The organism is Phenylobacterium soli, from assembly GCF_003254475.1.
Taxonomy (GTDB): Bacteria; Pseudomonadota; Alphaproteobacteria; order Caulobacterales; family Caulobacteraceae; genus Phenylobacterium; species Phenylobacterium soli.
Genome location: NZ_QFYQ01000001.1, coordinates 2,655,907 through 2,676,925 on the forward strand (window position 1 = coordinate 2,655,907; position 21,019 = coordinate 2,676,925).

The following is a 21,019-nucleotide window of genomic DNA, read 5'->3' on the forward strand; positions in this document are numbered from 1 at the left end:
CACCGCAAGGCCGTGTGACAGATGGGACGCACCTTCAAACCACAGGTGCGAACATGCTGAAAGATCAAGCGAAGAACGACGATACGATCTGGTTCCTGAACGGCCGCCTCACCTTCCGCCGCGGCGCCGCCGATGGCCCGGACAAGGTCTGCGTCACCGAACAGCTGATGGCCCAGGGCGACTCCCCGCCCCTGCACCGCCACCGACGCGAGGACGAGGTGTTCCACATCCTGGACGGCGTCATGCGCTTCAAGGTCGGCGACACCGAGGTCGTGGCCCAGGCGGGCGAGACCCTGCTGGCCCCCAAGGGCGTGCCGCACACCTTCCGGATCGAGAGCCCCCGCGCCCATTTCCTGACCATCACCGTCGGCGGCGACTTCGAGGGCATGGTCCGCGAGATGTCCCGGCCGGCCGGCGAGGACCTGCCGCCGGTGACCGCGCCCAGCGAGGAGCTGAAGCTGCTCCTCACCGAGGCCTGCGCCCGCAACCACATCGACATCGTGGGCCCGCCGCTGGCGGCCTGACCGGCTAGAGGATCTTGAAGGCGGCCAGGATCACCCAGACCCCGATCAGGGCGAAGATCACGGCCGCCGCGATCCGCACATAGCGGAGCGGCACGATCTTGGTCGCCGCCTCGCCGAGGAAGACGGCCGGCGCGTCGGCGATCATCATGCCGAGCGTCGTGCCGGCGGCCACCATGGCGATCTGATGGTAGCGGGCCGCGAGCAGCGACGTGGCGATCTGCGTCTTGTCGCCGATCTCCACCAGGAAGAACGAGATGAGGGTGGTGAGGAACACCCCGCCCCGGGTCGCCGCGGCCGCGTCGTCGTCGGCCTTGTCTGGGATCAGCGCCCAGCCGGCCATGGCGATGAAGGCCGCGCCCACCGCCAGGCGGAAGCCCATGCCGCTCAGGAAGTCGGCGATCAGGTAACCCAGGGTCGCGGCCAGGGTGTGATTGAGGATGGTCGCCGCCAGGATGCCGAGGATGATCGGCACCGGCTTGCGGAAGCGCGCGGCCAGAACCACGGCGAGGAGCTGGGTCTTGTCGCCGATCTCGCCGACGGCGACCACGGCGGTCGATGTGAAGAAGGGTTCGAGGCTCACGTTACTTCCTTGGGGCCGGCGATCGAACACGACGACGCGGCAACCCCCGCCGGCCACGTGCCGGAGGTCCGCATCGTCGGTCTCGCCAATCGGGCCGGTGTCTGGCCCGCCGTCCGCGCCATGCCCCGGCTCGTCGCCTCGGCAAGTCTGTTGACGCGGACTTCGCTGGAGGTGCGAACGGCTACTCCCCGAAGACCGGCGGCTTCTATCCGAACGCGGCGGCCCCGCCAATGAAAAAGGCGGCCGCTGGGGCCGCCCTTCCCGTGTTTCCTTGCCCCCGCCCTAGCGGTTGAGCGCGCTCTTCAGAGCATCGCCCGCGCGGAACCGGCAGGTGGCCATCGCCGGCCGCTTGACGGTCTCGCCGGTGCGTGGATTGCGCGCCGTGCCTGCCGGTCGCTTCACCGGCACGAAGGAGCCGAAGCCCACCAGCCGCACTTCCTGGCCCTGCTTGAGGGAACTGGAGACGGAGGTGATGAAGGCGTCCAGCGCCTGCTTGGCTTGCGCCTTGTTCAAGCCCGCCTTGTCGGCGATCGCCGAGACCAGTTCGGCCTTGGTCATGCGTTTTCTCCCAGCCCATTTTTATTGTGTGGGTGCCAGGAGATCGCCAGCCGCGGTCCCCTCGCCCGCCGGCGATTAAGGCCCGAGGAAGCGGAGCCGTCAAACGAGAGCGGCGCGGGAATTCTCCCGCGCCGCTCCGCTGACACAACATTTGATCGAAGCGCCGGTACGGGACCGGCGCTCCGGGGCTCAGAGGCCCTTAGTGGGTGACCAGGCCGCCGACGTCGGCCTCTTCGACCGGCGCGACGGGGGGATGGTCGGCCTCGTTCCACTCGATCGGCGTCGGCTGACGCACGAGCGCGTGCTTGAGCACCTCGTCCATTGTCGAGACCGGGACGATCTCCAGGCCCGACTTCACGTTCTCCGGGACGTCGGCCAGGTCCTTCTCGTTCTCTTCCGGGATCAGCACCGTCTTCACGCCCGAACGGAGCGCGGAGAGCAGCTTCTCCTTGAGGCCGCCGATGGCGGTCACCCGGCCCCGCAGCGTGACCTCGCCGGTCATGGCGATGTCGGCCCGGATCGGGATGCCCGTCAGCACCGAGACGATGGCGGTGGCCATGGCCGCGCCGGCGGACGGACCGTCCTTGGGCGTGGCGCCGTCCGGCACGTGGATGTGCACGTCGGTGCGCTCGAAGATCGGCGGCTCGATGCCGAACTTGGTGGCGCGGCTGCGGACGTAGGAGTTCGCCGCGGCGATGGACTCCTTCATGACGTCCTTCAGGTTGCCCGTGATGGACATCCGGCCCTTGCCCGGCATCTTGACCGCCTCGATGGTCAGGATGTCGCCGCCGAACTCGGTGTAGGCCAGACCGGTGATGATGCCGACCTGGTCTTCCTTGTCCGTCTCGCCGTAGCGGTACTTCTTGACGCCCGCATACTTGTCGAGCCGCTCGTCATCGATGGTGATCGACAGCACCTTCTCGCGGGCCAGGTCACGCACGGTCTTGCGCGCCAGGTTGCCCAGTTCCCGCTCAAGCGAGCGGACGCCGGCTTCCCGCGTATAGTAGCGGATCAGGTCGCGGATCGCCTTGTCCGGAACGATGAACTCCTCCGGCTTGAGCCCGTGGTCCTTGGTCAGCTTCGGCAGGACGTGGCGCTTGGCGATCTCCACCTTCTCGTCCTCGGTGTAGCCGGGGATGCGGATGATCTCCATGCGGTCCAGCAGCGGCTGGGGCATGTTCAGGCTGTTGGCCGTGGTGACGAACATCACCGGCGACAGGTCGTAGTCGACTTCCAGGTAGTGGTCGCCGAAGGTCGAGTTCTGCGCCGGGTCCAGCACCTCGAGCAGGGCCGACGACGGATCGCCCCGCCAGTCGCTGCCCATCTTGTCGATCTCGTCGAGCAGGAAGAAGGCGTTGGTCGACTTGGCCTTCTTCATCGACTGGATGATCTTGCCCGGCATGGAGCCGATGTAGGTCCGGCGGTGGCCGCGGATCTCAGCCTCGTCGCGCACCCCGCCCAGGGACACCCGCACGAACTCGCGGCCGGTGGCCTTGGCGATCGACTTGCCGAGCGAGGTCTTGCCGACGCCGGGCGGGCCGACGAGGCACAGGATCGGCCCCTTCAGCGTGCCCACGCGGCTCTGCACCGCCAGGTACTCGAGGATCCGCTCCTTCACCTTCTCCAGGCCGTAGTGGTCCTCGTTGAGGATGTCCTCGGCCTTCTGCAGGTCGATCGGCTTGGTCTTGGCCTTGCCCCACGGGATCGAGAGCAGCCAGTCCAGGTAGTTCCGGACGACCGTCGATTCCGCCGACATCGGGCTCATGTTCCGCAGCTTCTTCAGCTCGGATTCGGCCTTGGCGCGGGCTTCCTTGGAGAGCTTGGTCTTCTTGATCCGCTTCTCGAGCTCGATGAGCTCGTCGCGATGATCGTCCTGCTCGCCCAGCTCGCGCTGGATCGCCTTCATCTGCTCGTTCAGATAGTACTCGCGCTGGGTCTTCTCCATCTGCCGCTTCACGCGGTTCCGGATCTTCTTCTCGGTCTGCATGACCGAGATCTCGCCCTCCATCAGGGCGTAGACCTTCTCGAGGCGCTTCACGACGTGCGGGATCTCGAGCAGTTGCTGCTTCTCGGCGATCTTCACCGACAGGTGCGAGGCCACGCGGTCGGCCAGTTCGCCCGGGTTCTCGATCTGCGGGATCGCAGCGAGCGCCTCCGGCGGCACCTTTTTGTTCAGCTTCACATAGTTTTCGAACTGCTCGACTACCGCGCGCGACAGCGCCTCGGCCTCGGAGGTTCCAGCGCCTTCCTCCGCGACGGGCTCGACGCTCGCCTCGTAATAGTCCGGCTGGGCGGTGAACTCGGCGATGCGGGCGCGCTCCTTGCCCTCGACCAGCACCTTGACGGTGCCGTCGGGCAGCTTGAGCAGCTGCAGGACGGTGGCGACCACGCCGACGTCATAGATCGCGGCGGGCGCGGGATCGTCGTCGTCCTTGTCCTTCTGGGTGGCGAGCAGGATCTGCTTGCCCTCGTTGCGCATCGCCTCTTCGAGCGCGCGCACGGACTTCTCCCGGCCGACGAACAGCGGGACGGGCTGGTGCGGGAAGACCACGATGTCCCGCAGCGGCAGAATGGGGAGGATCTTCGTCTCGGACATGATGCTTCAACTCCTGGCCCGCCCGATTGGTCTCGGACAGGGCCGCCGGATCGTGGTCACTCAAACGATGCGCTTGAGTCGGACGATCCGTCCGCCGGGCTACGACGGCGTACTTGGTGATTTATGTGGACGGTTCGGTTCTCGCGTTCAAGCGAAGCAAGGACCGTGCGCGACACTGCGCCTCATCGGGAACACGCGGTCAGCTTCACCACAGGTTCCGACGCGTTCGGCGCAAGGTTGTGCCCCATACCACGACCAGTCAGGTAGGAATTAGAACCTCCGTCTACAAGCGTCGCCCTCAATCTCCGCGAAATCGGCGGCGCCGCCTTGCGCTGGCGCAATCCGCTCCGGTTCAGCCGGCGAGGATCCAGCCCGTGGCCAGCGTCGAGGCCGTCACGCCGGCAAGCGTCAGCGTCGCCCCGTCGGAGAGGGTCACGACGGTGTCCGCGCCCGCCTGCGCCACGCTCCAGCTCAGCCCGCCGTCGACGACGACCCGGTCGCCCTCGGAAAGGTGGAAGTCGGTCACCAGGTCGGCTCCGCCGCCGGCGCCGATGTGGAACTGGTCTGCGCCCGCGCCGCCGGTCAGGGTGTCGCTTCCCTTGTCGCCCCACAGGCGGTCGTCGCCCGCTCCGCCGAGCAGGAGGTCGTTGTCCTGGCCGCCGCGCAGGGCGTCGTTGCTGTCGCCGCCATCCAGGGTGTCGGCCCCGGCTCCGCCTTGCAGGGTGTCTGCTCCCAGGTCACCGAACAGCCGGTCGGCGCCATAGCCGCCAAGGAGCAGGTCCTCGTCCTTGCCGCCGCGCAGGATGTCGTCGCCCGCGCCGCCATCGAGCGTGTCCGCGCCGGCGTTGCCCTGCAGGGTGTCGGTTCCGTCGCCGCCATAGACGAGGTCGGCGCCGCCGAGGGCGGAATAGGTGTTCGCGCCATTGTCCAGGAACACCGTATCGGCGCCCTCGCCGCCCGTGGTCGGCGGCGTGACCGGCGTCACCACCGGGGCGGCGGTCACCGTCAGCACGGCGTCGTTGCCGTCGCCGCCGACGTAGCTGATCGTGAAGCTGAAGCCCGCCGCGCTCAGGCTCGCGCCCTCGGCCAGGCCGCTGAACGTGCCGGTGATGGCGTCCGCGCCGTCGTTGTCGATGATCGTCAGGTGGGCTCCGACGGCCGCCGAGAAGCCGCTGAGGATCGACGAGGTCAGGGTCGCGCCCCCGAGGTTCACCGTGCCGGTCACATGCAACTGGTCGTACTGGCCGCCCCAGCCGAATTCCTGTTGCAGGGTCGACCCGGAGGCCAGCGTCACCGCGCCCGTGTTCAGCGTTCCCGGGCTGTCACCGGCCGAGACGATGCCGCCCGACTGAACGGTCAACGCGCCGATGGTCCCGACCCCGTGCAGGGTTCCGCCGCTCTGGACGGTCGTGGCGGCGCTGGCGAGGGTCGCGTCCACCTGCAGCACACCGCCACTGACCGTCAGGGTGTTGAAGTCGCTCGCCGCGCTCAGCACCAGAGTGCCTGCGCCCGTCTTGGTCAGCTGGATGTTGGCGTCGCCCTCGAAGCCGGAGCCCAGGGTCGCTGTATGGCCGGAGGTGACGCTGTAGCTCAGCGTCCCGCCGCCCATCAGGAACAGGCCCGCGCCCTCGGCCGAGCCGTTCTGAGCGTTGCCACCCGTGCCGCCGGTGACGCTGTTGCTGGAGAAGCTCGTGTCGATAATCGTGATGCTTCCGCCCTGGCGCACGAAGACCGCGCCGCCGAAGCCCGCTCCGCCGCCGCCCAGGCCGCCCGCGGCCGTGTTCGGAGAGCCCGCGCCGCCGCCATAGCCGCCTGCGCCGCCAAGGTCCGTCCCGTAGGCGCCGCCGCCACCACCACCACCGCCGCCGCCGCCGAAGCCGCCAGCGCCACCGGTTCCGCCCGGATCGCCGAAGCCGCCGCCGCCGCCGCCACCACCGAAGCCGCCGGCGCCGCCGCTGCCGGCCAGGCCGAGGCCAAAGGCCCCGCCGCCGCCGCCGCCGCTGAAGTCCCCGCCCGCCCCGCCGGAGTTGGTGCCGCCGGCCGTCCCGCCGAGGCCCGGGTTGGGACCGCCGCCGTCGCCGCCGCCGGCGCCGCTGAAGGCCTGGCCGTCCGCGTCCATGCCGCCGCCGCCCGCGCCCTGCGCCTGGCCGCTCGGCGACTGGCCACCGGCGCCGCCATGGGCCGCGTTGTTCGCGAAGCCGACGCCGCTCAGGGTCAGGCTGGCGCTGGAGTCGACGAAGATCGCCCCGCCCATGCCCGCGCCGCCGCCGCTCTCGCCGCCGCCGGCCGCCACGGTCCCATTGCCGCCCTGCGCGAGCCCGTGGGCGATGCTGAGGTTGGCGATGGTGATGGCGCCGCTCTCGGCCCAGAACACCCGGTAGAGGCTCGCGCCGTCCACCGTGAGGCCCGCAGCCGCCGCCCCGTCGATGGTCAGGGCGTGGGCGATCTGCGGCAGGTCGCTGGCCAGGGTGATCGTCGAGTTGGTCGGCAGGCTGAAGACGATCGTGTCGCCTGAGCCTGACGTGGTGATCGCGTTGCGGAGCGAGCCCGCGCCGGAATCGTTGGTGTTCGTGACGGTGAGCGTGGGCAAGGCGTCGTCCTCGGGCTGCGTCGACTGGTCGACACTTTGGGTTCGCCGCGAGGGGCCCGCCTTGCGCTAGCGCAAAACGAAGAAGGCCCCGCAGTCGCCTGCGGGGCCCTGCTATTTCCGATCGGGTATCGGCTTCCGATCGGGTATCGGCGCCTGAGTTAGGCCGCCCCGCCCTTGTCGCGGCGCTCGGCGTAGATCAGCAGCGGCTGGGAGCGGCCCTCGACCACCTCGGCGTTGACGACCACTTCCTCGACGCCGTCGTAGGTCGGCAGTTCGTACATGGTATCCAGGAGGATGCCCTCGAGGATCGAGCGCAGGCCGCGCGCGCCGGTCTTGCGCTGGATGGCCTTGCGGGCCACCGACATGAGCGCGTCGTCGGTGAAGGTCAGGCCGACGTTCTCCATGTCGAACAGGCGCACGTACTGCTTGACGAAGGCGTTCTTCGGCTCGGTGAGGATCTTCACCAGGGCGGCCTCGTCGAGGTCGTCCAGGGTGGCGATCACCGGCAGACGGCCGATGAACTCCGGGATCAGGCCGAAGCGCAGCAGGTCGTCCGGCTCCACCTGGCGGAAGATCTCGCCCGTGCGCCGCTCGTCGGGATCCGAAACCTTGGCGCCGAAACCGATCGAGGTGCCCTGGCCGCGCGCCGAGATGATCTTCTCAAGGCCGGCGAAGGCGCCGCCGCAGATGAACAGGATGTTGGTGGTGTCGACCTGCAGGAACTCCTGCTGCGGATGCTTGCGCCCGCCCTGCGGCGGCACGGAGGCGACGGTGCCTTCCATGATCTTCAGCAGCGCCTGCTGGACGCCCTCTCCCGACACGTCGCGGGTGATCGAGGGGTTGTCCGACTTGCGGCTGATCTTGTCGACCTCGTCGATGTAGACGATGCCGCGCTGCGCCCGCTCGACGTTGTAGTCGGCCGCCTGCAGCAGCTTGAGGATGATGTTCTCGACGTCCTCGCCGACATAACCGGCTTCGGTGAGCGTCGTGGCGTCGGCGACGGTGAACGGCACGTCGATGATTCGCGCCAGCGTCTGGGCGAGCAGCGTCTTGCCGGTGCCGGTCGGGCCGATCAGCAGGATGTTGGCCTTGCCCAGCTCCACGTCGTTGTTCTTCGTGGCGTGGTTCAGGCGCTTGTAGTGGTTGTGCACCGCGACCGAGAGCACCTTCTTGGCGTGGTCCTGCCCGATCACGTAATCGTCCAGCACCTCGCGGATCTCGCGCGGCGTCGGAACCCCGTCCTTCGACTTCACGAAGGAAATCTTGTGCTCTTCGCGGATGATATCCATGCACAGCTCGACGCATTCATCACAGATGAACACGGTCGGGCCCGCGATCAGCTTGCGGACCTCATGCTGGCTCTTGCCGCAGAAAGAGCAGTACAGGGTGCTCTTCGAATCTCCGCTCGCGGCCTTGGTCATGGTCGTTTCTCACTCTGTAGGCGACCCGTGGGCCGGCAAGCGCCCTGCATCACCTTTCGGGGCGCCTTCACCCCATCAATGCAGAATACACGCCGCGGGTTGTCTAAGTCTTGACATTCCCCGATCCGCCTAAGGATCACAAGCCTTCGCTCGAAGGAGCGACAATTGGCGGCGCGGCGCCCCATCCTTGGACGCTTCGTATTCCTAGATGGGAAACGGCTCGAAATGACACAAGATCGTCGTCCGCTTCGCACAAAAGCGCCCCAGCCTCCGCTGGTGGCGTTCGATTTCGACGGCACGATCACGACCAGGGACAGTTTCACGGCCTTCCTGCGCTGGCGCGCCGATCCGGCGCGCTACGCCCTGGGCCTCGCAAGATTGGCGCCGGCGGGCGTCCGCTACCTGTTTGACAAAGACCGTGGCCGGATCAAGGCGGCCGCCGCCACCGAGTTCCTCAGGGGACTCACCGCCCCGGAGCTGGAGGCCGACGCCGAATCCTTCGCCGTCGAGACCGCGCCGATGCTGTTCCGCCCGGACGCGCTGGCCACTTGGCGCCGCTGGCGGGCGGAGGGCGCGCGGCTCGTGATCGTGTCGGCCTCGCCGAGCTTCGTCGTCGCCCCCTTCGCCGAGCGCCTCGGCGCCGACCGCCTGATCGCCACCGAACTCGCCTATGACTCCGATGGCCGGGCCACCGGCCGCTTCGCCACGCCCAACTGCCGCGGCCCGGAGAAGGTGGCGCGCCTGCGTGAGGCGTTCGGTGAGGACGTCACCCTGCGCGCCGCCTATGGCGACACCGCGGGCGATCGCGAGATGCTGCAGATCGCGGAGATCCAGGGCTTCAAAATCTTCCAGGGCCGGCCGGAGTTCGGATGAGCGAGCCGCTCGACAGGGCGCGGGACTGGTTCGTCGACGGCCAGATGGCCTCGGCGCGCGGCCGGCTGGCGCAGACCCAGGGCCGCGCCGTTCTCGCCCTCCTCGAAGAACAGCGCCGCCAAGGCCTCGCCGGCGCGCTTGCCGAGATCGGCGTCTTCGTCGGCCGGGGGCTCATCGGCCTGGCCCGGGCCGCGGCGCCGGGCGAGCGGGTGTTCGGTCTGCAGACCGAAGTCGCCGGCCCCGATCTGACGCCCGAGCTCGTCCGCAACCTCCAGCTCCGTCTCAGTGAGGCCGAGCTTGGCCGCATCGCCCTCCGGAGAGCGAGCTCCAGCGAGCTCGACGCGAGCGCCTGGGCCGGCCACCTGCAGGGTTCCGCAAGGTTTGTGCGGCTCTCGGGCCAGGCCGACCGTCCCTCCCTTCGCCACGACCTGACGCTCGCCGCCGCGGCCCTCGCTCCCGGCGGCGTCATCGTCATCGACGACGTGCTCAGCGAGCTTGCCCCAGATCTCACGGTCGGGCTGCTCGAGGCGCTCTCCGCCCAGCCCGGTCTCGAGGCTGTGGCGCTAATCCCGCGAACGGGCCCGGCGGCCGAGGGCGGGGCCCAGCTCGTCTGCACGTCCCGCGGCGCGTCCGCCGCCTACCGGCGGGCGCTGGACGGCGCCCTCTGCCCGCCCCTGCGTCCCGCGCTCCAGCGCTTCCTCAGCGGCGAAGTTCGGGTCTACGCCGAGCGGCCTGCTGCGCCGACGGCCCATGCCCCTGCCGCGGCTGCCCGCCAGGGCGAGGCGCTGCCCGTGGTCTTCGCCCTCGAGGACCGCAGCGGATCCTACTGGCTTAACACCGCCGTCGCCCTGACCTCCCTGGCCCAGCACGCGCGCCGTCAGATCCACGTCCACCTCCTGCACGCCCCGGATCTGCACGAGACCGCCAGGCGGCGTCTGGCCGAGATCGCCGACTCGATGGGCGTTCCCCTGACGCTCACGCCCGTTGCGCTGCCCGCGGGACTCGACCCGAAGGCCCTGCGCAGCTTCGGACCGGCGGCGATCTACCGCCTGATCATCCCGAGGTTGTTCGCGGACCATCCGCTGGTCGTCTATCTGGACTCCGACATCGTCGTGAACGGCCTCGACATCGGCCAGCTTGCCGAGGCGGCCCCGATCGACCAGCCCCTCGCCGCCGTGCACGACCGTCACCAGGGCCGCGCCGAGCGCCACCTCGAGCTGCTCGCCCAGATGGCCCTCGATCCGACGACCTATGTGAACTCCGGGGTGCTCGCGATCCGCCCCGCCCTCATCAGCGAGGATCTGGTGGAGGCCTTTCTCGCCTTCACCCGCGCCTATCCGCAGGCCGCGCACCCGGACCAGGACTTCCTGAACCGCCACTTCAAGGGCCGCATCGCGCTGGTCGACACGCGCTTCAACCTGCAGCTCGTGGGCTTCGACAAGGAGCTGCTGCGTCCGCTCACCGCCTACCGCGGCGCCATCCTGCACTATTCCGGCAAGATCAAGCCGCTGGACGGCGTCATGAGCCCGGCCCTCGTCCCCTTCTGGGCCCATGCCCACCGCACGCCGGAGATCCTGGACGGCCAGCTCTACGACGTCAGCCGCTACATCCTCGCCGGGAAGGATCCGGACACGGTCCTGCGCCGCCGGATCGCGCTCGAGGCCGAGGACTGAACGCCCGCGCCCCAAACGAAAAGAGCGCCCGCCGTGCCCGGCGAGCGCCCTGGAACTCCACCCCTGGAGGGCGCGTCCTCAGCCTTCGCTTTCGCGATGCTCCCAGACGTGGTCGACGAGGCCCCAGTCCTTGGCCTCCTCGGCGGTCATGAAGTAGTCGCGGTCGAGGGTCTCCTCGACCACCTCGATCGGCTGGCCGGTGTGCTTGGCGTAGAGCTCGTTCAGCCGGCGCTTGGTCTTGATGATGTCCTCAGCGTGGCGCTGGATGTCCGTCGCCTTGCCGGAGAAGCCGCCGGACGGCTGGTGCACCATGATGCGCGCGCTCGGCAGCGCGATGCGCTGGCCCTTCTCGCCGGCCATCAGCAGGAACGAGCCCATCGAGGCCGCCATGCCCATGCACAGGGTGATCACCGGGCTCTTGATGTACTGCATGGTGTCGTAGATCGCGAGGCCGCTGGTCACGATGCCGCCGGGCGAGTTGATGTACATCTGGATCTCTTTCTTCGGGTTCTCCGCCTCGAGATGGAGAAGCTGGGCGCAGATCAGGCTGGCCATGCCATCCTCGATCGGCCCCGCCACGAAGACGATCCGGTCCTTCAGGAGACGGGAGAAGATGTCGTAGGCGCGCTCGCCACGGCTGGTCTGCTCCACCACCATCGGCACCAGGCCCAGAGCAGTCGTCACCGGATCACGCATGTCGGGAAAACCCTTCTAGATATCGCGGGCGGCCCGCATGTCGCGTCCGCACTGTCCCTATGGATATCGCGTGCCTTTGACGGCTGCGCAAGGCGGCCGAAGCGGAACGCGACACGGCGCCTTGATCCTGGCGCGCGGACAGCCATGGTGAAGGCCTGTTCGGACCGGAGAGTTCCATGCGCAATCTGACCTTCGCCGTCGCCGGTGTGGCGGCCCTGCTCGTGACCGGCGCGGCCGAGGCCGCCCCAGCCAAGGCCGCTGCCGCCAAGCCGAGGGACGCGAAGGTGTGGGCCGCCGCCCAAGCCGCCCGCGAGGGCCAGCTGAAGCTCCTCGAAAGCGTTGTCAACATCGATTCCGGCACCGGTGACGCCGCCGGCGGAAACAAGGTGGCCGCGGTGCTGATCCCGCGCCTCAAGGCGCTCGGCATGAGCGTCGAGATCCTGCCGCCCGAAGAGGCCGGCCTGGCCGACAACGTCGTCGCCCGCCTCTCCGGGACCGGCAAGGGCCGCATCCTGATGATCGGCCACCTCGACACCGTCTTCGGGCCGGGCACGGTGGCCAAGCGGGCCTTCCGCATGGACGCCGAGCGCGCCTATGGCCCCGGAGTCGACGACGAGAAGGGCGGCGTGGTCGAGGGCGTTACCGCCCTGGAGATCCTCAAATCCCTCGGCTTCAAGGACTTCAAGGAGATCGTCTTCCTGATCGAGAGCTCCGAGGAGCGCGGCTCGCCGGGTACGCGCAGGCTCATCGATCGCCTGCTGAAGGACGCCGACGTCGAGCTCAACCTGGAGCCCGGCGATCCGCCGGACGCCGTCACGGTCTGGCGCAAAGGCTCGACGACCTTCCACATTGACGTGAAGGGCCGCGCCGCCCACGCCGGCGTCGCGCCGCAGGACGGCCGCAACGCCGCGCTCGAGCTGATCCACCAGATCCGGGCCGACGACGTCTTCCCGAAGTCGGGCGAGGGGCTCACGGCCAACCTGACCGTCATCACGGCCGGCACGCGCAACAACATCATTCCGGAAGACGCCCAGGCCCTGATCAACGTCCGCACGCGCACGCCGGGCCAGGTCGAGGAGGTCCAGTCGGTCCTGGAGAAGAACGCTCAGACCACGGCGATCCCCGACACCAAGGTCACGGTCAGCCGCGAACCGGCCTTCCCGCCCCTGCCCAACAATCCCGCCACAGAGGCGCTGGCCGCCCGGGCCGAGGCGATCTACGCGGGTCTCGGCCTGCAGCTTGCGCGCGGCGGCAACGGCGGCGCCTCCGAATCCGCCCTCGCCGCCGACGCCGGCGTCGCGGCGCTCGACGGCCTCGGGCCGGTCGGCGGCGGCTTCCATTCCGACAAGGAATACCTCGAGCTGAAGACGCTCACCCCGCGGCTCTATCTGCTGACCAAGCTCCTCATGGACCTCGGCCACACGCCGCCGCCGCGCATGAAGTAGGATCGCGACGCCTCACGCGGCGATGCGCGCAATCCAGTCCTTGAGCACCGCCACCACCTGATCCGGCGGCGCATAGCCGCGCGTGACCACGCCATAGACGCCCTCCTCGTTGGGCCCGGCCACGAGGGTTGGGAATCCCGTCGCTCCGGCGCGCTGGGAGATGGCGTAGTCGCGCCAGGTCTCCTGCTTGGCCTCCTCGCTCGACCAGTCGGCGAGGAACGCCTCGCGGTCGAGCCCGAACTCGGCGGCCAGGTCGGCCAGCACCTCGCCGTTCGTGACATCGCGGCCCTCGGCGTAGAACGCCCGCTGGACGCGGCCGAGATAGCTCGCCGCAAGCTCTTCGCCCTGGCGGCGGACCACAACCACGGCCCGCGCGGCGGGATCGGTGTCATAACGAAAGCCCTCGTGATCGAGGGCATGTTCGTGGAACGGCAGCCCCGTCGCCTCGTGGACGTGCGTCCAATGGCCGGCGACCTCGCGCTTGGCCGCCTCGGTCATCTCCTGCTCGGTGCCAGGACGAAGGCCGCCCATGATCACTCGCACCGGCAAGCCGCGGCCGAACGCCTTGCGGATCTCCTCGATGGCTGGCGAGAACCCGTAGCACCAGGAGCACATCGGGTCGGCGAAGTAGATGAGGTGCGGCTCTTCCATGATGGGCCTCCTGGCGCGAAGCATCGCCCCGATCCGCCCATCCGTCACGCAAAACCCCGACAAAAACAGGGCCGCCGCGCCCGGGTTCGACCCCCCGGCGCGGTGGCTCCGTTCGTCTCAAGTCCTGAGATCGCTCAGGCGGCGGCCTTCCAGTTCGGCTGCAGCACCTCATGCGGCGGGCACGGCGCGGTCTCGGTCACCGGCAGGCCGGCGATCTCGTTGGCGAAGCCGTGGTTCACGTCCCGATGGTGGGCCTCGTCGGCGCGCACCACCAGCACCACGTCGCGCAGCGTGGCGTCGGCCGAGAGGGCCCAGTAGCGCTTGGCGATCTCAGGGGCCGGCACGTTGGCCGAACGGCCCTCGTCGATCTCGGCGAGGTAGTGGGTGTAGCTGATCACCGCCTCTTCCTCGAAGTAGCCGACGACCCGGTGCGCGGTCTTCGACGAGACCAGGTAGAGGCCGAAGAAGAACAGGTAGAAGACCCATTGCACGGCCACCACGACGAAGCGCTCGAACAGGGTCGGCTTGCACACCTCGATGAAGGTCATCAGGTGCATGCGCTCGTTCTCGGCCTCGTCCATGAGCGTCTTGATCCAGCCCCGGTCGTCTTCCATCCGGCGCAGGCACTTCAGGTGGTTCAGGGTCGCGCCCACCATGCCGGGCACGGCCGCTACGGTCTCGAGCACGACGGCGCGGTGGCCATAGCGCTTTGCGAAGAAGGTGTCGGCGCAGAAGCGCAGGGCCTTCACGAAGCCATAGGCGACGCGGTCGGACAGGCCCTTGGGCCGGTGGTGCACGGTCAGGTCGACAGCCGGAGCGGTCATTTCAAACTCTCTCTTACTCGCCGGTGGGGGCCGGCCGCGCCCCTGCGCGACCGATGACGAGGAGATATTCCGGCGAGGTCCGTGCCGGTATTCGGGATCAACCCTTACGTGAAACCCCTCATGTCCAGCTTGCATCCCAAGTCGAGGTCGACCGGCGCTCTGGGGGTGCATGTCATTTGAGGGACCGGCTGGCTCTCGCCGCCCCAGCGGTGAGTGGTGATTCGCGCGCGCCAAGTCGCGCCACAGCAACGCGGCCAGTCGAGTCGTCCACAGGCACGGTTTCACCTGCGGGAACCTTCGGCGGGGTCGTACGCTGAAGCTTATCGCGAAGGATGGAGCGAATGGTCCAATACGCGGTGACGCTCAAGGACGGCGACTGGACCGTCTTCAAGGACGGCGAGGCCATCGAGCGCGGGCTCACACGCTCGGCCGCCATCCAGATGGCCAAGGACCTGGCGTTCGAGGACGAAGAGCGCGGCGTGACCGTCGAGCTCCTGATCCAGGGCTATTATGGCGACATGTCCCGCCGGCTGAGCGGCGGGACAGAGGAGTAGGCTCAGCCGCGACGGGACGCGGACTTGGCCTCGCGGCGGGCGCGCGCTTCGGCCTTGGCGGCCGCCTTGCGATCCTTGCGTTCCTGACGCTTCAGCTCCAGTTGCAGCTGCTCGTCATTGGCCATCGCCTCCTGGCGCTCGGCCTCGGCCTGCTCGGCGCGGATGCGCGCCTCTTCCTTCTCGGCGGCCCGCCTGGCGCGGATTTCCTCGAGTTCCCGGGCCTTCTTCTGGGCGCTGGTCTCGAACTCGGCCGGCCGGACGGTGGGCTTCGGCTTGAACTTCTCTAGCAGGGCTTTCCGCGCTTCGGCCTGGCTATTCAGGCGTTCGGAGAAGCCCCCGATCTTGGGCTCACGCATGCTCAATGTGGGTTGGTCTCAAGGTTCCGCGCCAAAACCCCCCGGGCGCAGGTCGGGTTGCCGGCGGACCGCAAAGAACGGCCCGCCGCGCGTGTTCGGTTAGCCGACGATCTCGGCGTCGGTGAAGAACTGGGCGATCTCGAGCTTGGCGTTGTCGAGGCTGTCGGAGCCGTGCACCGAGTTCTCGCCGACGTTGTTTGCGTAAAGCTTGCGGATGGTGCCCGGGGCGGCCTGCTCGGGGTTAGTGGCGCCCATCACTTCACGGTAGCGCGCCACGGCGTTGTCGCCTTCCAGCACCTGCACGACCACGGGGCCCGAGGTCATGAACTCCACGAGCTCGCCGTAGAACGGGCGCTCGCTGTGGACTTCGTAGAACTTCTTGGCCTGGGCGTCGGACATGCGGATGCGCTTCTGGGCGACGATGCGCAGGCCGGCGTCCTCGATCACCGCATTGATCTTGCCCGTCAGGTTCCGCTTCGTGGCGTCGGGCTTGATGATCGAGAAGGTGCGTTCGGTCATGGTCTAATTGGACTTCCAAGGATGGGAGGAGCAGCGCGGGCGTCGGCCCGCGAGGTGGCGGGCTCTATAACCGCAAGGCCTCCGCTCGCCAAGGCGCCCCGACGACACGGCCATTATCCACATCCCTGTGACGGCTGCGCGACTTCTGCTATGGACCGCCTCGGGTCAGGCCGGCGGCGCGGCTTCACACATTCCTGGCCCATCCGCCCTTCCCGCATTTCCTGCGTGAGCGCGCGAGTGCGCGCGCCCGCCCGATCCCTGTCTCCCGTTCAGATGCTTCAGATCCACGACCTCGTCTTCGACGCCTGGGGGCGTCGCTTCTTCGACCACGCCACCGTCACCCTGCCCAAGGACGCCAAGGTGGGGCTTGTCGGGCGCAACGGCGTCGGCAAGTCCACCCTGTTCAAGCTGATCCTCGGCCAGCTGACCCAGGGCGACGGCGACATCGGCGTGCCGCGCCTGGCCCGCATCGGCTCGGTGGACCAGGAGCATCCGGCGACGCCCGTGCCGCTGCTGGAGACGGTGCTCGCCGCCGACGTCGAGCGGGCCAGCCTGCTCACCGAGCTGGAGACCGCCGCGCCCGAGCGGATGGGCGAGATCTACGCCCGCCTGATCGACATCGACGCCGACCGGGCCCCCGCCCGCGCCGCCGAGATCCTCGCGGGCCTCGGCTTCTCGCAGGCCGATCTCCTGCGTCCCATGGCCGAATTTTCCGGCGGCTGGCGGATGCGTGTGGCCCTCGCCGCCTCGCTGTTCGCCGAGCCGGACCTGCTCCTGCTCGACGAGCCGACCAACTACCTCGACCTCGAGGGCGCGCTCTGGCTGGAGGCGCGCCTACGGAAATATCCGCACACCGCCATCGTCATCAGCCACGACCGCGAGCTGCTGAACAACTCCGTCGACCACATCCTGCACCTGCGCGACGGCAGGCTCGACCTCTATCCCGGCGGCTACGACAGCTTCGAGCATCAGCTCAGCGAGAAGCTGCGCCTGCAGGAAGCGGCGCGCGTGAAGATCGAGGCCAAGCGCGCCCACATGCAGTCGTTCGTCGACCGCTTCCGGGCCAAGGCCACCAAGGCCCGCCAGGCCCAGTCGCGGCTCAAGGCGATCGCCAAGCTGCCGGCGGTCGCCGCGGTCATCGAGGAAGGCGTCGCTCCGTTCACCCTGCCCTCGCCGGAACGGCCCCTGCCGCCGCCCCTGCTGCGGCTCGAGAACGCAGCCGTCGGCTACGGGGGGCCGCCGATCCTGAAGAAGCTCGACCTGCGCCTGGACATCGACGACCGCATCGGCCTGCTCGGCGTCAACGGCGCGGGCAAGTCGACCTTCGCCAAGCTCGTCGCCGGCGCCCTGCAGCTCGAAAGCGGCCAGATGCACCGCTCCGGAAAAATGCGGGTGGGCTGGTTCCACCAACACCAGATCGAGGCGATGGACCCGACGGACACGCCGATGGAGATCATCCGGCGCGCCCTGCCCGAGGCCACCGAACCTCAGCGCCGCTCGAAGCTCGCCCAGTTCGGCCTCGGGTTCGAGAAGCAGTCGACGACCGTCTCCAACCTCTCGGGCGGCGAGCGCGCGCGTCTGCTCCTCAATCTCGTGGCCATGGAGGCGCCGCACCTCCTGATCCTCGACGAGCCGACCAACCACCTCGACATCGACAGCCGCCGGGCCCTGCTCGACGCGCTGAACGACTACGAGGGGGCCGTGATCCTCATCACCCACGACCGCTCGCTGATGGAGCTGGTGGCCGACCGGCTGTGGTTGGCGGCCGACGCGACCATCGCGCCGTTCGACGGCGACATGGAGGATTACGCCCGCTACGTCCTCGAGCGGGCCCGCGCCGCGATCCGCGCTCCGACCCAGCTCACGGCAGAGCCGGAGGCGCCGGCCCCGCCTCCCCCGCCGACGCCGTCCCGCAAGGCGCCGACCGGCAACCTCCGCCGTCGGGCCGAGGCCGCCGAGGCGGCGCTCGCCCGCGCCACCCAGGCGCTGGAGGCGATCGACGCCGAGCTCCTTTCGCCGGCGACCTTCTCGGGCGATCCGGCCAAGGCCGCAGAGCTCGGGCGCAAGCGGGCGGCGGCTCATGCCGCGCTCGAGGCCGCAGAGCTCGAATGGCTGGAAGCCCAGGAGGCCTACGACGCGGTGAAGTAGCGGACTTTCTTCAGGAACCGGGCGCCGCGCTCGGGCATTGCCCGCCCGTTTCCACCGCCAAAGGAATCGACATGCCCCGCTCCGTGTCCAAGCTGGTGTGGCAGGCCGCTCCGATCGCCATGCTCGCCGGAGCCGGCGTGCTCGCGCTGCGGGGGCCGGAGCCAGGACGCGGCAAGGCGAGGTCGGGCGGGGCCGGCCGGGGCCGCCGGGCGTCCTCGCCGCTGCAGATCCCGCTGAAGGGCTGGAAAGACATCCTGATCCGCACGCGCAAGGAGTTCGCCGACGATCAGGTGCCGATGATCGCAGCCGGCGTGAGCTTCTACACCCTGCTGGCGCTGTTCCCGGGCCTCGCCGCCTTCGTCGCCCTCTACGGCCTGTTCGCCGACGTCGCCGAGGCCCAGCACCACCTGCAGGTCCTGTCACACATCCTGCCCGGCGGGGCGCTCAAGTTCATCGGCGACCAGATGATCCGCATGGCCGCGGCCCAAAAGGGCGGGCTTTCCCTGACCTTCGTCGTCGGCCTCCTGACCTCGATCTGGAGCGCCAATGGCGCGGTCAAGGCGCTGATGACCGGGCTCAACATCGCCTATGAAGAGGAAGAAGGCCGAAGTTTTGTCCGCAAGACCCTGATCTCGCTGGCCTTCACCCTGGGTCTTCTGGTGTTCGGCACGGCCGCCATCACCGTGCTCGGCGCCGGGCCGGCCGTGGAGAGCTACGTCGGCCATCACGCCGCCCTGGTGCTCAACCTGATCAGCTGGCCCGTGCTGCTGGTGGCGATGGCGGCGGGCATCGCCCTGCTCTATCGTTTCGGCCCCAGTCGGGACCCGGTGCGCTTCCAGTGGATCTCCTGGGGCAGCGGTGTGGCCGTGATCGCCTGGCTGGGAGTGTCGGCCCTGTTCTCGCTCTACGTCGGCAACTTCGCGCACTACGACAAGACCTACGGGTCCCTCGGCGCGGTCGTCGGCTTCATGATGTGGAACTGGCTGTCCAACCTGATCATCCTGGCGGGCGCCGAACTCAACTCCGAGGTCGAGCACCAGACGACGGTGGACACCACGGTCGGCGCGCCCAAGCCCATGGGCCTGCGACGCGCCAAGATGGCCGACACCCTGGGCGCGGCCCAAAAGGCCTGACCAGGGCGCCTGACAGGGCCAAGCCTCAGGTGATGTGCTTGGGGCTGATCGGGTCGGAGCCGGGGAAGGTCTCTTCGATCGCTTCGTCGAGCAGCGCTTCCTGGCGGTCCTCGGCGGTGGCCTCCTTATCAGCCAGCTGGTCGTGCTTCTGGTCGTTCTCCAGCGGTTGGGCGGGCCGGGCGTGCGGGACCTCGATGTGACGGTCCTCCGGCTTCACCTGTCCCTCGACCGCCATGTCGGCGGTCGAGCCGCTAGAGCCATGGCTGAAGGCGCGCTTGGCCTCTTCTTCAGTCTGCTTGTTGGGCATGGGTTGCTCCTGTTGAACTATTTCTTATCGAGCAGCAGCTGGCCTTCCTTCTGCAGGCGGCCCTTCAGCTTGCCCGCCATCATGGCGAGGAGGTTGGGCAGGATGACCTCCAGCCGCACGGAATGGTCCGCGATCTCGATGACCCCGGAGATCGCCTGTCCCATGGTGGCGAAGCCGAAGTTCAGCCGATCGCCGTCCCAGCTCTTGGTCACCGACCCGAGGCCGCCCAGGTGCTTGGACAGATCGCCGAAGCCGGCTTCCACCCGCCGGCGGGCCTCGGCCCGTCCGAGCTCGTGGGGAATGGTGACGGTGACGGCCTTGCTCATGCCTACCTAACGGCCGGCCCCGCGGGAGGGGTTCCGCAACACGGCGAAGCCCCTTACCGTCCGCGGTCGATGGACAACGGCGAAGACCGCACCCTCTTCGGAGAAGGCCGCTATCCCGACACCGGGCCACTGGCGGTCCTCGCCCGCCTGGCCTTCCTCGGCGCCATCGTGGCGATCGTCGTGGCGGTGTTCCTGCCGCGCTGGATGGTGCCGCAGTTCGTCCGCTCCCATTACCTGGAGCACTTCGCGGCCTTCTACGTGGCGGCGCTGTTCGGCCTGGCCGCCATGCCGCGCACCCAGCTTCGGCGCATCGGCACGGGCTATGTCCTCTTCGCCGTGCTGCTCGAGTCGACGCACCTCTTCGCCCGCGCGCCGCTCGGGCCGCTGGTTGACAACTGGGTGGCGGACATGGGCGGGCTCGCGGCCGCCTTCGCACCCGTGGTCGTGGATCGTTTCCGGCGGCGCTTCCCGCCCCGGCCGGCTTCCGAGGCCTAGAGGACGAAGGCTAGAGGAAGGTCCAGCGGCCGCGGTCGCGGACCCTCAGGTTGTTCTGCACATGGCGGACGCCGTCGATGTCGGCGATGTCCTCGATACGCCGCTTGTCCTCCTTGCGGCGCACGTGGCCGTTCAGCGTCACCTCCGCGTCCTCGACGACCACCTCGACGTCGCGAAGGTCGATGCCGCGGGCGTCCTCCAGCCGCTCGACGATCACGGCCCAGAGCACGCGGTCCGAGGGGCCGCGCCGGCGGCGCACCTGGCGATCATCGTCGCGCCCGGTCAGCGCCGCCCCGGCCCGGTCCAGCCACGACCGCGGCTCCCCCTCGCGGTCATGGCGATCGCGGTCATGGCGCTCGTCCCGATAGCGCTCGTCGCGATAACGCTCGTCGGCATAGCGCTCCTCCTCGGAGCGCCGATAGGGACGGCCACGCTCGGCGTCGTATCGCCAGTCGCCGGAATAGTCGGCCTGGCCGTAGTCGTCGTCACGCGTCCGCAGCCGCTCCTCCATGCGATAGCCGGTGCGGCTGTCCGGGTCGTAGCCATAGTCGGTGGAGTAGTCGACCTGGCCGAAGTCCTCGCGGTCACGCGGATCCTCGCGCCATTCCCGCCGATCCTCGTCGCGGCCGCGCCAGTCAAACCGAGGCATGAGACGTCTCCCTGAGCCATTGCCGTTTTGCGCGGACAACCGGCGCCGTGCGCTTCGGTTCCCACGCCGCGCCGAAGCGTCGGCTTGACGCGGATGACCGA

At 68.9% G+C, this 21,019-nt stretch carries 21 protein-coding genes and 1 riboswitch; of the genes, 8 read left to right on the forward strand and 13 right to left on the reverse strand.

Annotated elements, in window-relative coordinates; translation table 11 throughout:
* The first annotated feature begins 53 nt into the window (after positions 1–53).
* Complete coding sequence (locus DJ017_RS13225; protein ID WP_111529153.1) at positions 54–524, forward strand: cupin domain-containing protein; 471 nt, start codon at positions 54–56, stop codon at positions 522–524.
* 4 nt (positions 525–528) lie between these two features.
* On the opposite strand, the gene DJ017_RS13230 is transcribed toward DJ017_RS13225, so the two are convergent.
* The 5 genes from DJ017_RS13230 to clpX all read right to left on the reverse strand — a co-directional run bounded on the left by DJ017_RS13230 (position 529) and on the right by clpX (position 8,269).
* The gene (locus tag DJ017_RS13230; RefSeq protein WP_165830620.1) at positions 529–1,104 is read right to left on the reverse strand and encodes a TMEM165/GDT1 family protein; all 576 of its coding nucleotides are present in this window, start codon (positions 1,102–1,104) and stop codon (positions 529–531) included.
* An 87-nt stretch (positions 1,105–1,191) separates the two neighbouring features.
* Positions 1,192–1,306, reverse strand: a riboswitch (yybP-ykoY riboswitch).
* Positions 1,307–1,386: 80 nt separating this feature from the next.
* Positions 1,387–1,662, reverse strand: coding sequence for an HU family DNA-binding protein (locus tag DJ017_RS13235; RefSeq protein WP_111529154.1), 276 nt, complete (start codon positions 1,660–1,662; stop codon positions 1,387–1,389).
* 199 nt (positions 1,663–1,861) lie between these two features.
* A complete protein-coding gene (gene lon / locus DJ017_RS13240; protein WP_111529155.1) occupies positions 1,862–4,258 on the reverse strand; it encodes an endopeptidase La in 2,397 nt (798 codons plus the stop codon).
* 352 nt (positions 4,259–4,610) lie between these two features.
* Positions 4,611–6,848, reverse strand: coding sequence for a calcium-binding protein (locus DJ017_RS20955; RefSeq protein ID WP_111529156.1), 2,238 nt, complete (start codon positions 6,846–6,848; stop codon positions 4,611–4,613).
* A 158-nt stretch (positions 6,849–7,006) separates the two neighbouring features.
* Positions 7,007–8,269, reverse strand: coding sequence for an ATP-dependent Clp protease ATP-binding subunit ClpX (gene clpX / locus DJ017_RS13250; protein WP_111529157.1), 1,263 nt, complete (start codon positions 8,267–8,269; stop codon positions 7,007–7,009).
* A gap of 276 nt (positions 8,270–8,545) precedes the next feature.
* On the opposite strand from clpX, the gene DJ017_RS13255 reads away from it, so the two are divergent.
* Both DJ017_RS13255 and DJ017_RS13260 read left to right on the forward strand, forming a co-directional pair.
* Positions 8,546–9,142, forward strand: coding sequence for an HAD-IB family hydrolase (locus tag DJ017_RS13255; RefSeq protein WP_319417980.1), 597 nt, complete (start codon positions 8,546–8,548; stop codon positions 9,140–9,142).
* Positions 9,139–10,815, forward strand: a complete 1,677-nt coding sequence (locus DJ017_RS13260) for a glycosyltransferase family 8 protein (RefSeq protein WP_111529159.1) — start codon at positions 9,139–9,141, stop codon at positions 10,813–10,815. The genes DJ017_RS13255 and DJ017_RS13260 overlap by 4 nt, the downstream gene beginning before the upstream one ends.
* Before the next feature lie 78 nt (positions 10,816–10,893).
* Here DJ017_RS13260 and DJ017_RS13265 read toward each other — a convergent pair whose 3' ends face one another.
* Positions 10,894–11,511 carry an ATP-dependent Clp protease proteolytic subunit gene (locus DJ017_RS13265; protein ID WP_111529160.1) on the reverse strand — a complete coding sequence of 206 codons (618 nt, stop codon included), beginning with the start codon at positions 11,509–11,511 and terminating at the stop codon, positions 10,894–10,896.
* Positions 11,512–11,687: 176 nt separating this feature from the next.
* Here DJ017_RS13265 and DJ017_RS13270 point away from each other — a divergent pair, with 176 nt between their 5' ends.
* Positions 11,688–12,956 carry a glutamate carboxypeptidase gene (locus DJ017_RS13270; protein ID WP_111529161.1) on the forward strand — a complete coding sequence of 423 codons (1,269 nt, stop codon included), beginning with the start codon at positions 11,688–11,690 and terminating at the stop codon, positions 12,954–12,956.
* Positions 12,957–12,968: 12 nt separating this feature from the next.
* On the opposite strand, the gene DJ017_RS13275 is transcribed toward DJ017_RS13270, so the two are convergent.
* Positions 12,969–13,607 (reverse strand): DsbA family protein, encoded by a 639-nt coding sequence (locus DJ017_RS13275; RefSeq protein ID WP_111529162.1) that lies wholly within the window; start codon positions 13,605–13,607, stop codon positions 12,969–12,971.
* A gap of 134 nt (positions 13,608–13,741) precedes the next feature.
* A complete protein-coding gene (locus DJ017_RS13280) occupies positions 13,742–14,431 on the reverse strand; it encodes an alternative oxidase (protein ID WP_111529163.1) in 690 nt (229 codons plus the stop codon).
* 341 nt (positions 14,432–14,772) lie between these two features.
* Between DJ017_RS13280 and DJ017_RS13285 the strand changes: the two genes are divergently transcribed.
* The gene (locus tag DJ017_RS13285; protein ID WP_111529164.1) at positions 14,773–14,985 is read left to right on the forward strand and encodes a DUF2188 domain-containing protein; all 213 of its coding nucleotides are present in this window, start codon (positions 14,773–14,775) and stop codon (positions 14,983–14,985) included.
* Between the two features lie 2 nt (positions 14,986–14,987).
* Here DJ017_RS13285 and DJ017_RS13290 read toward each other — a convergent pair whose 3' ends face one another.
* Positions 14,988–15,341, reverse strand: a complete 354-nt coding sequence (locus DJ017_RS13290) for a DUF6481 family protein (RefSeq protein WP_111529165.1) — start codon at positions 15,339–15,341, stop codon at positions 14,988–14,990.
* Between the two features lie 99 nt (positions 15,342–15,440).
* Positions 15,441–15,860: a nucleoside-diphosphate kinase gene (gene ndk, locus DJ017_RS13295; RefSeq protein WP_111529166.1), complete on the reverse strand. Its 420-nt coding sequence runs from the start codon at positions 15,858–15,860 to the stop codon at positions 15,441–15,443.
* Positions 15,861–16,133: 273 nt separating this feature from the next.
* Between ndk and DJ017_RS13300 the strand changes: the two genes are divergently transcribed.
* Entirely contained in the window at positions 16,134–18,008 is a 1,875-nt protein-coding gene (locus DJ017_RS13300) for an ABC-F family ATP-binding cassette domain-containing protein (protein ID WP_111529167.1), read from the forward strand.
* Between the two features lie 71 nt (positions 18,009–18,079).
* Positions 18,080–19,141 (forward strand): YihY/virulence factor BrkB family protein, encoded by a 1,062-nt coding sequence (locus DJ017_RS13305; RefSeq protein ID WP_111529168.1) that lies wholly within the window; start codon positions 18,080–18,082, stop codon positions 19,139–19,141.
* A gap of 25 nt (positions 19,142–19,166) precedes the next feature.
* Here DJ017_RS13305 and DJ017_RS13310 read toward each other — a convergent pair whose 3' ends face one another.
* Both DJ017_RS13310 and DJ017_RS13315 read right to left on the reverse strand, forming a co-directional pair.
* The gene (locus DJ017_RS13310) at positions 19,167–19,448 is read right to left on the reverse strand and encodes a hypothetical protein (protein ID WP_227000135.1); all 282 of its coding nucleotides are present in this window, start codon (positions 19,446–19,448) and stop codon (positions 19,167–19,169) included.
* Between the two features lie 17 nt (positions 19,449–19,465).
* Positions 19,466–19,774: a polyhydroxyalkanoic acid system family protein gene (locus tag DJ017_RS13315; protein WP_111529169.1), complete on the reverse strand. Its 309-nt coding sequence runs from the start codon at positions 19,772–19,774 to the stop codon at positions 19,466–19,468.
* A gap of 69 nt (positions 19,775–19,843) precedes the next feature.
* Between DJ017_RS13315 and DJ017_RS13320 the strand changes: the two genes are divergently transcribed.
* Complete coding sequence (locus DJ017_RS13320; RefSeq protein ID WP_111529170.1) at positions 19,844–20,269, forward strand: hypothetical protein; 426 nt, start codon at positions 19,844–19,846, stop codon at positions 20,267–20,269.
* Between the two features lie 10 nt (positions 20,270–20,279).
* On the opposite strand, the gene DJ017_RS20405 is transcribed toward DJ017_RS13320, so the two are convergent.
* Positions 20,280–20,918, reverse strand: a complete 639-nt coding sequence (locus DJ017_RS20405; RefSeq protein WP_165830621.1) for a BON domain-containing protein — start codon at positions 20,916–20,918, stop codon at positions 20,280–20,282.
* Positions 20,919–21,019 lie beyond the last annotated feature (101 nt).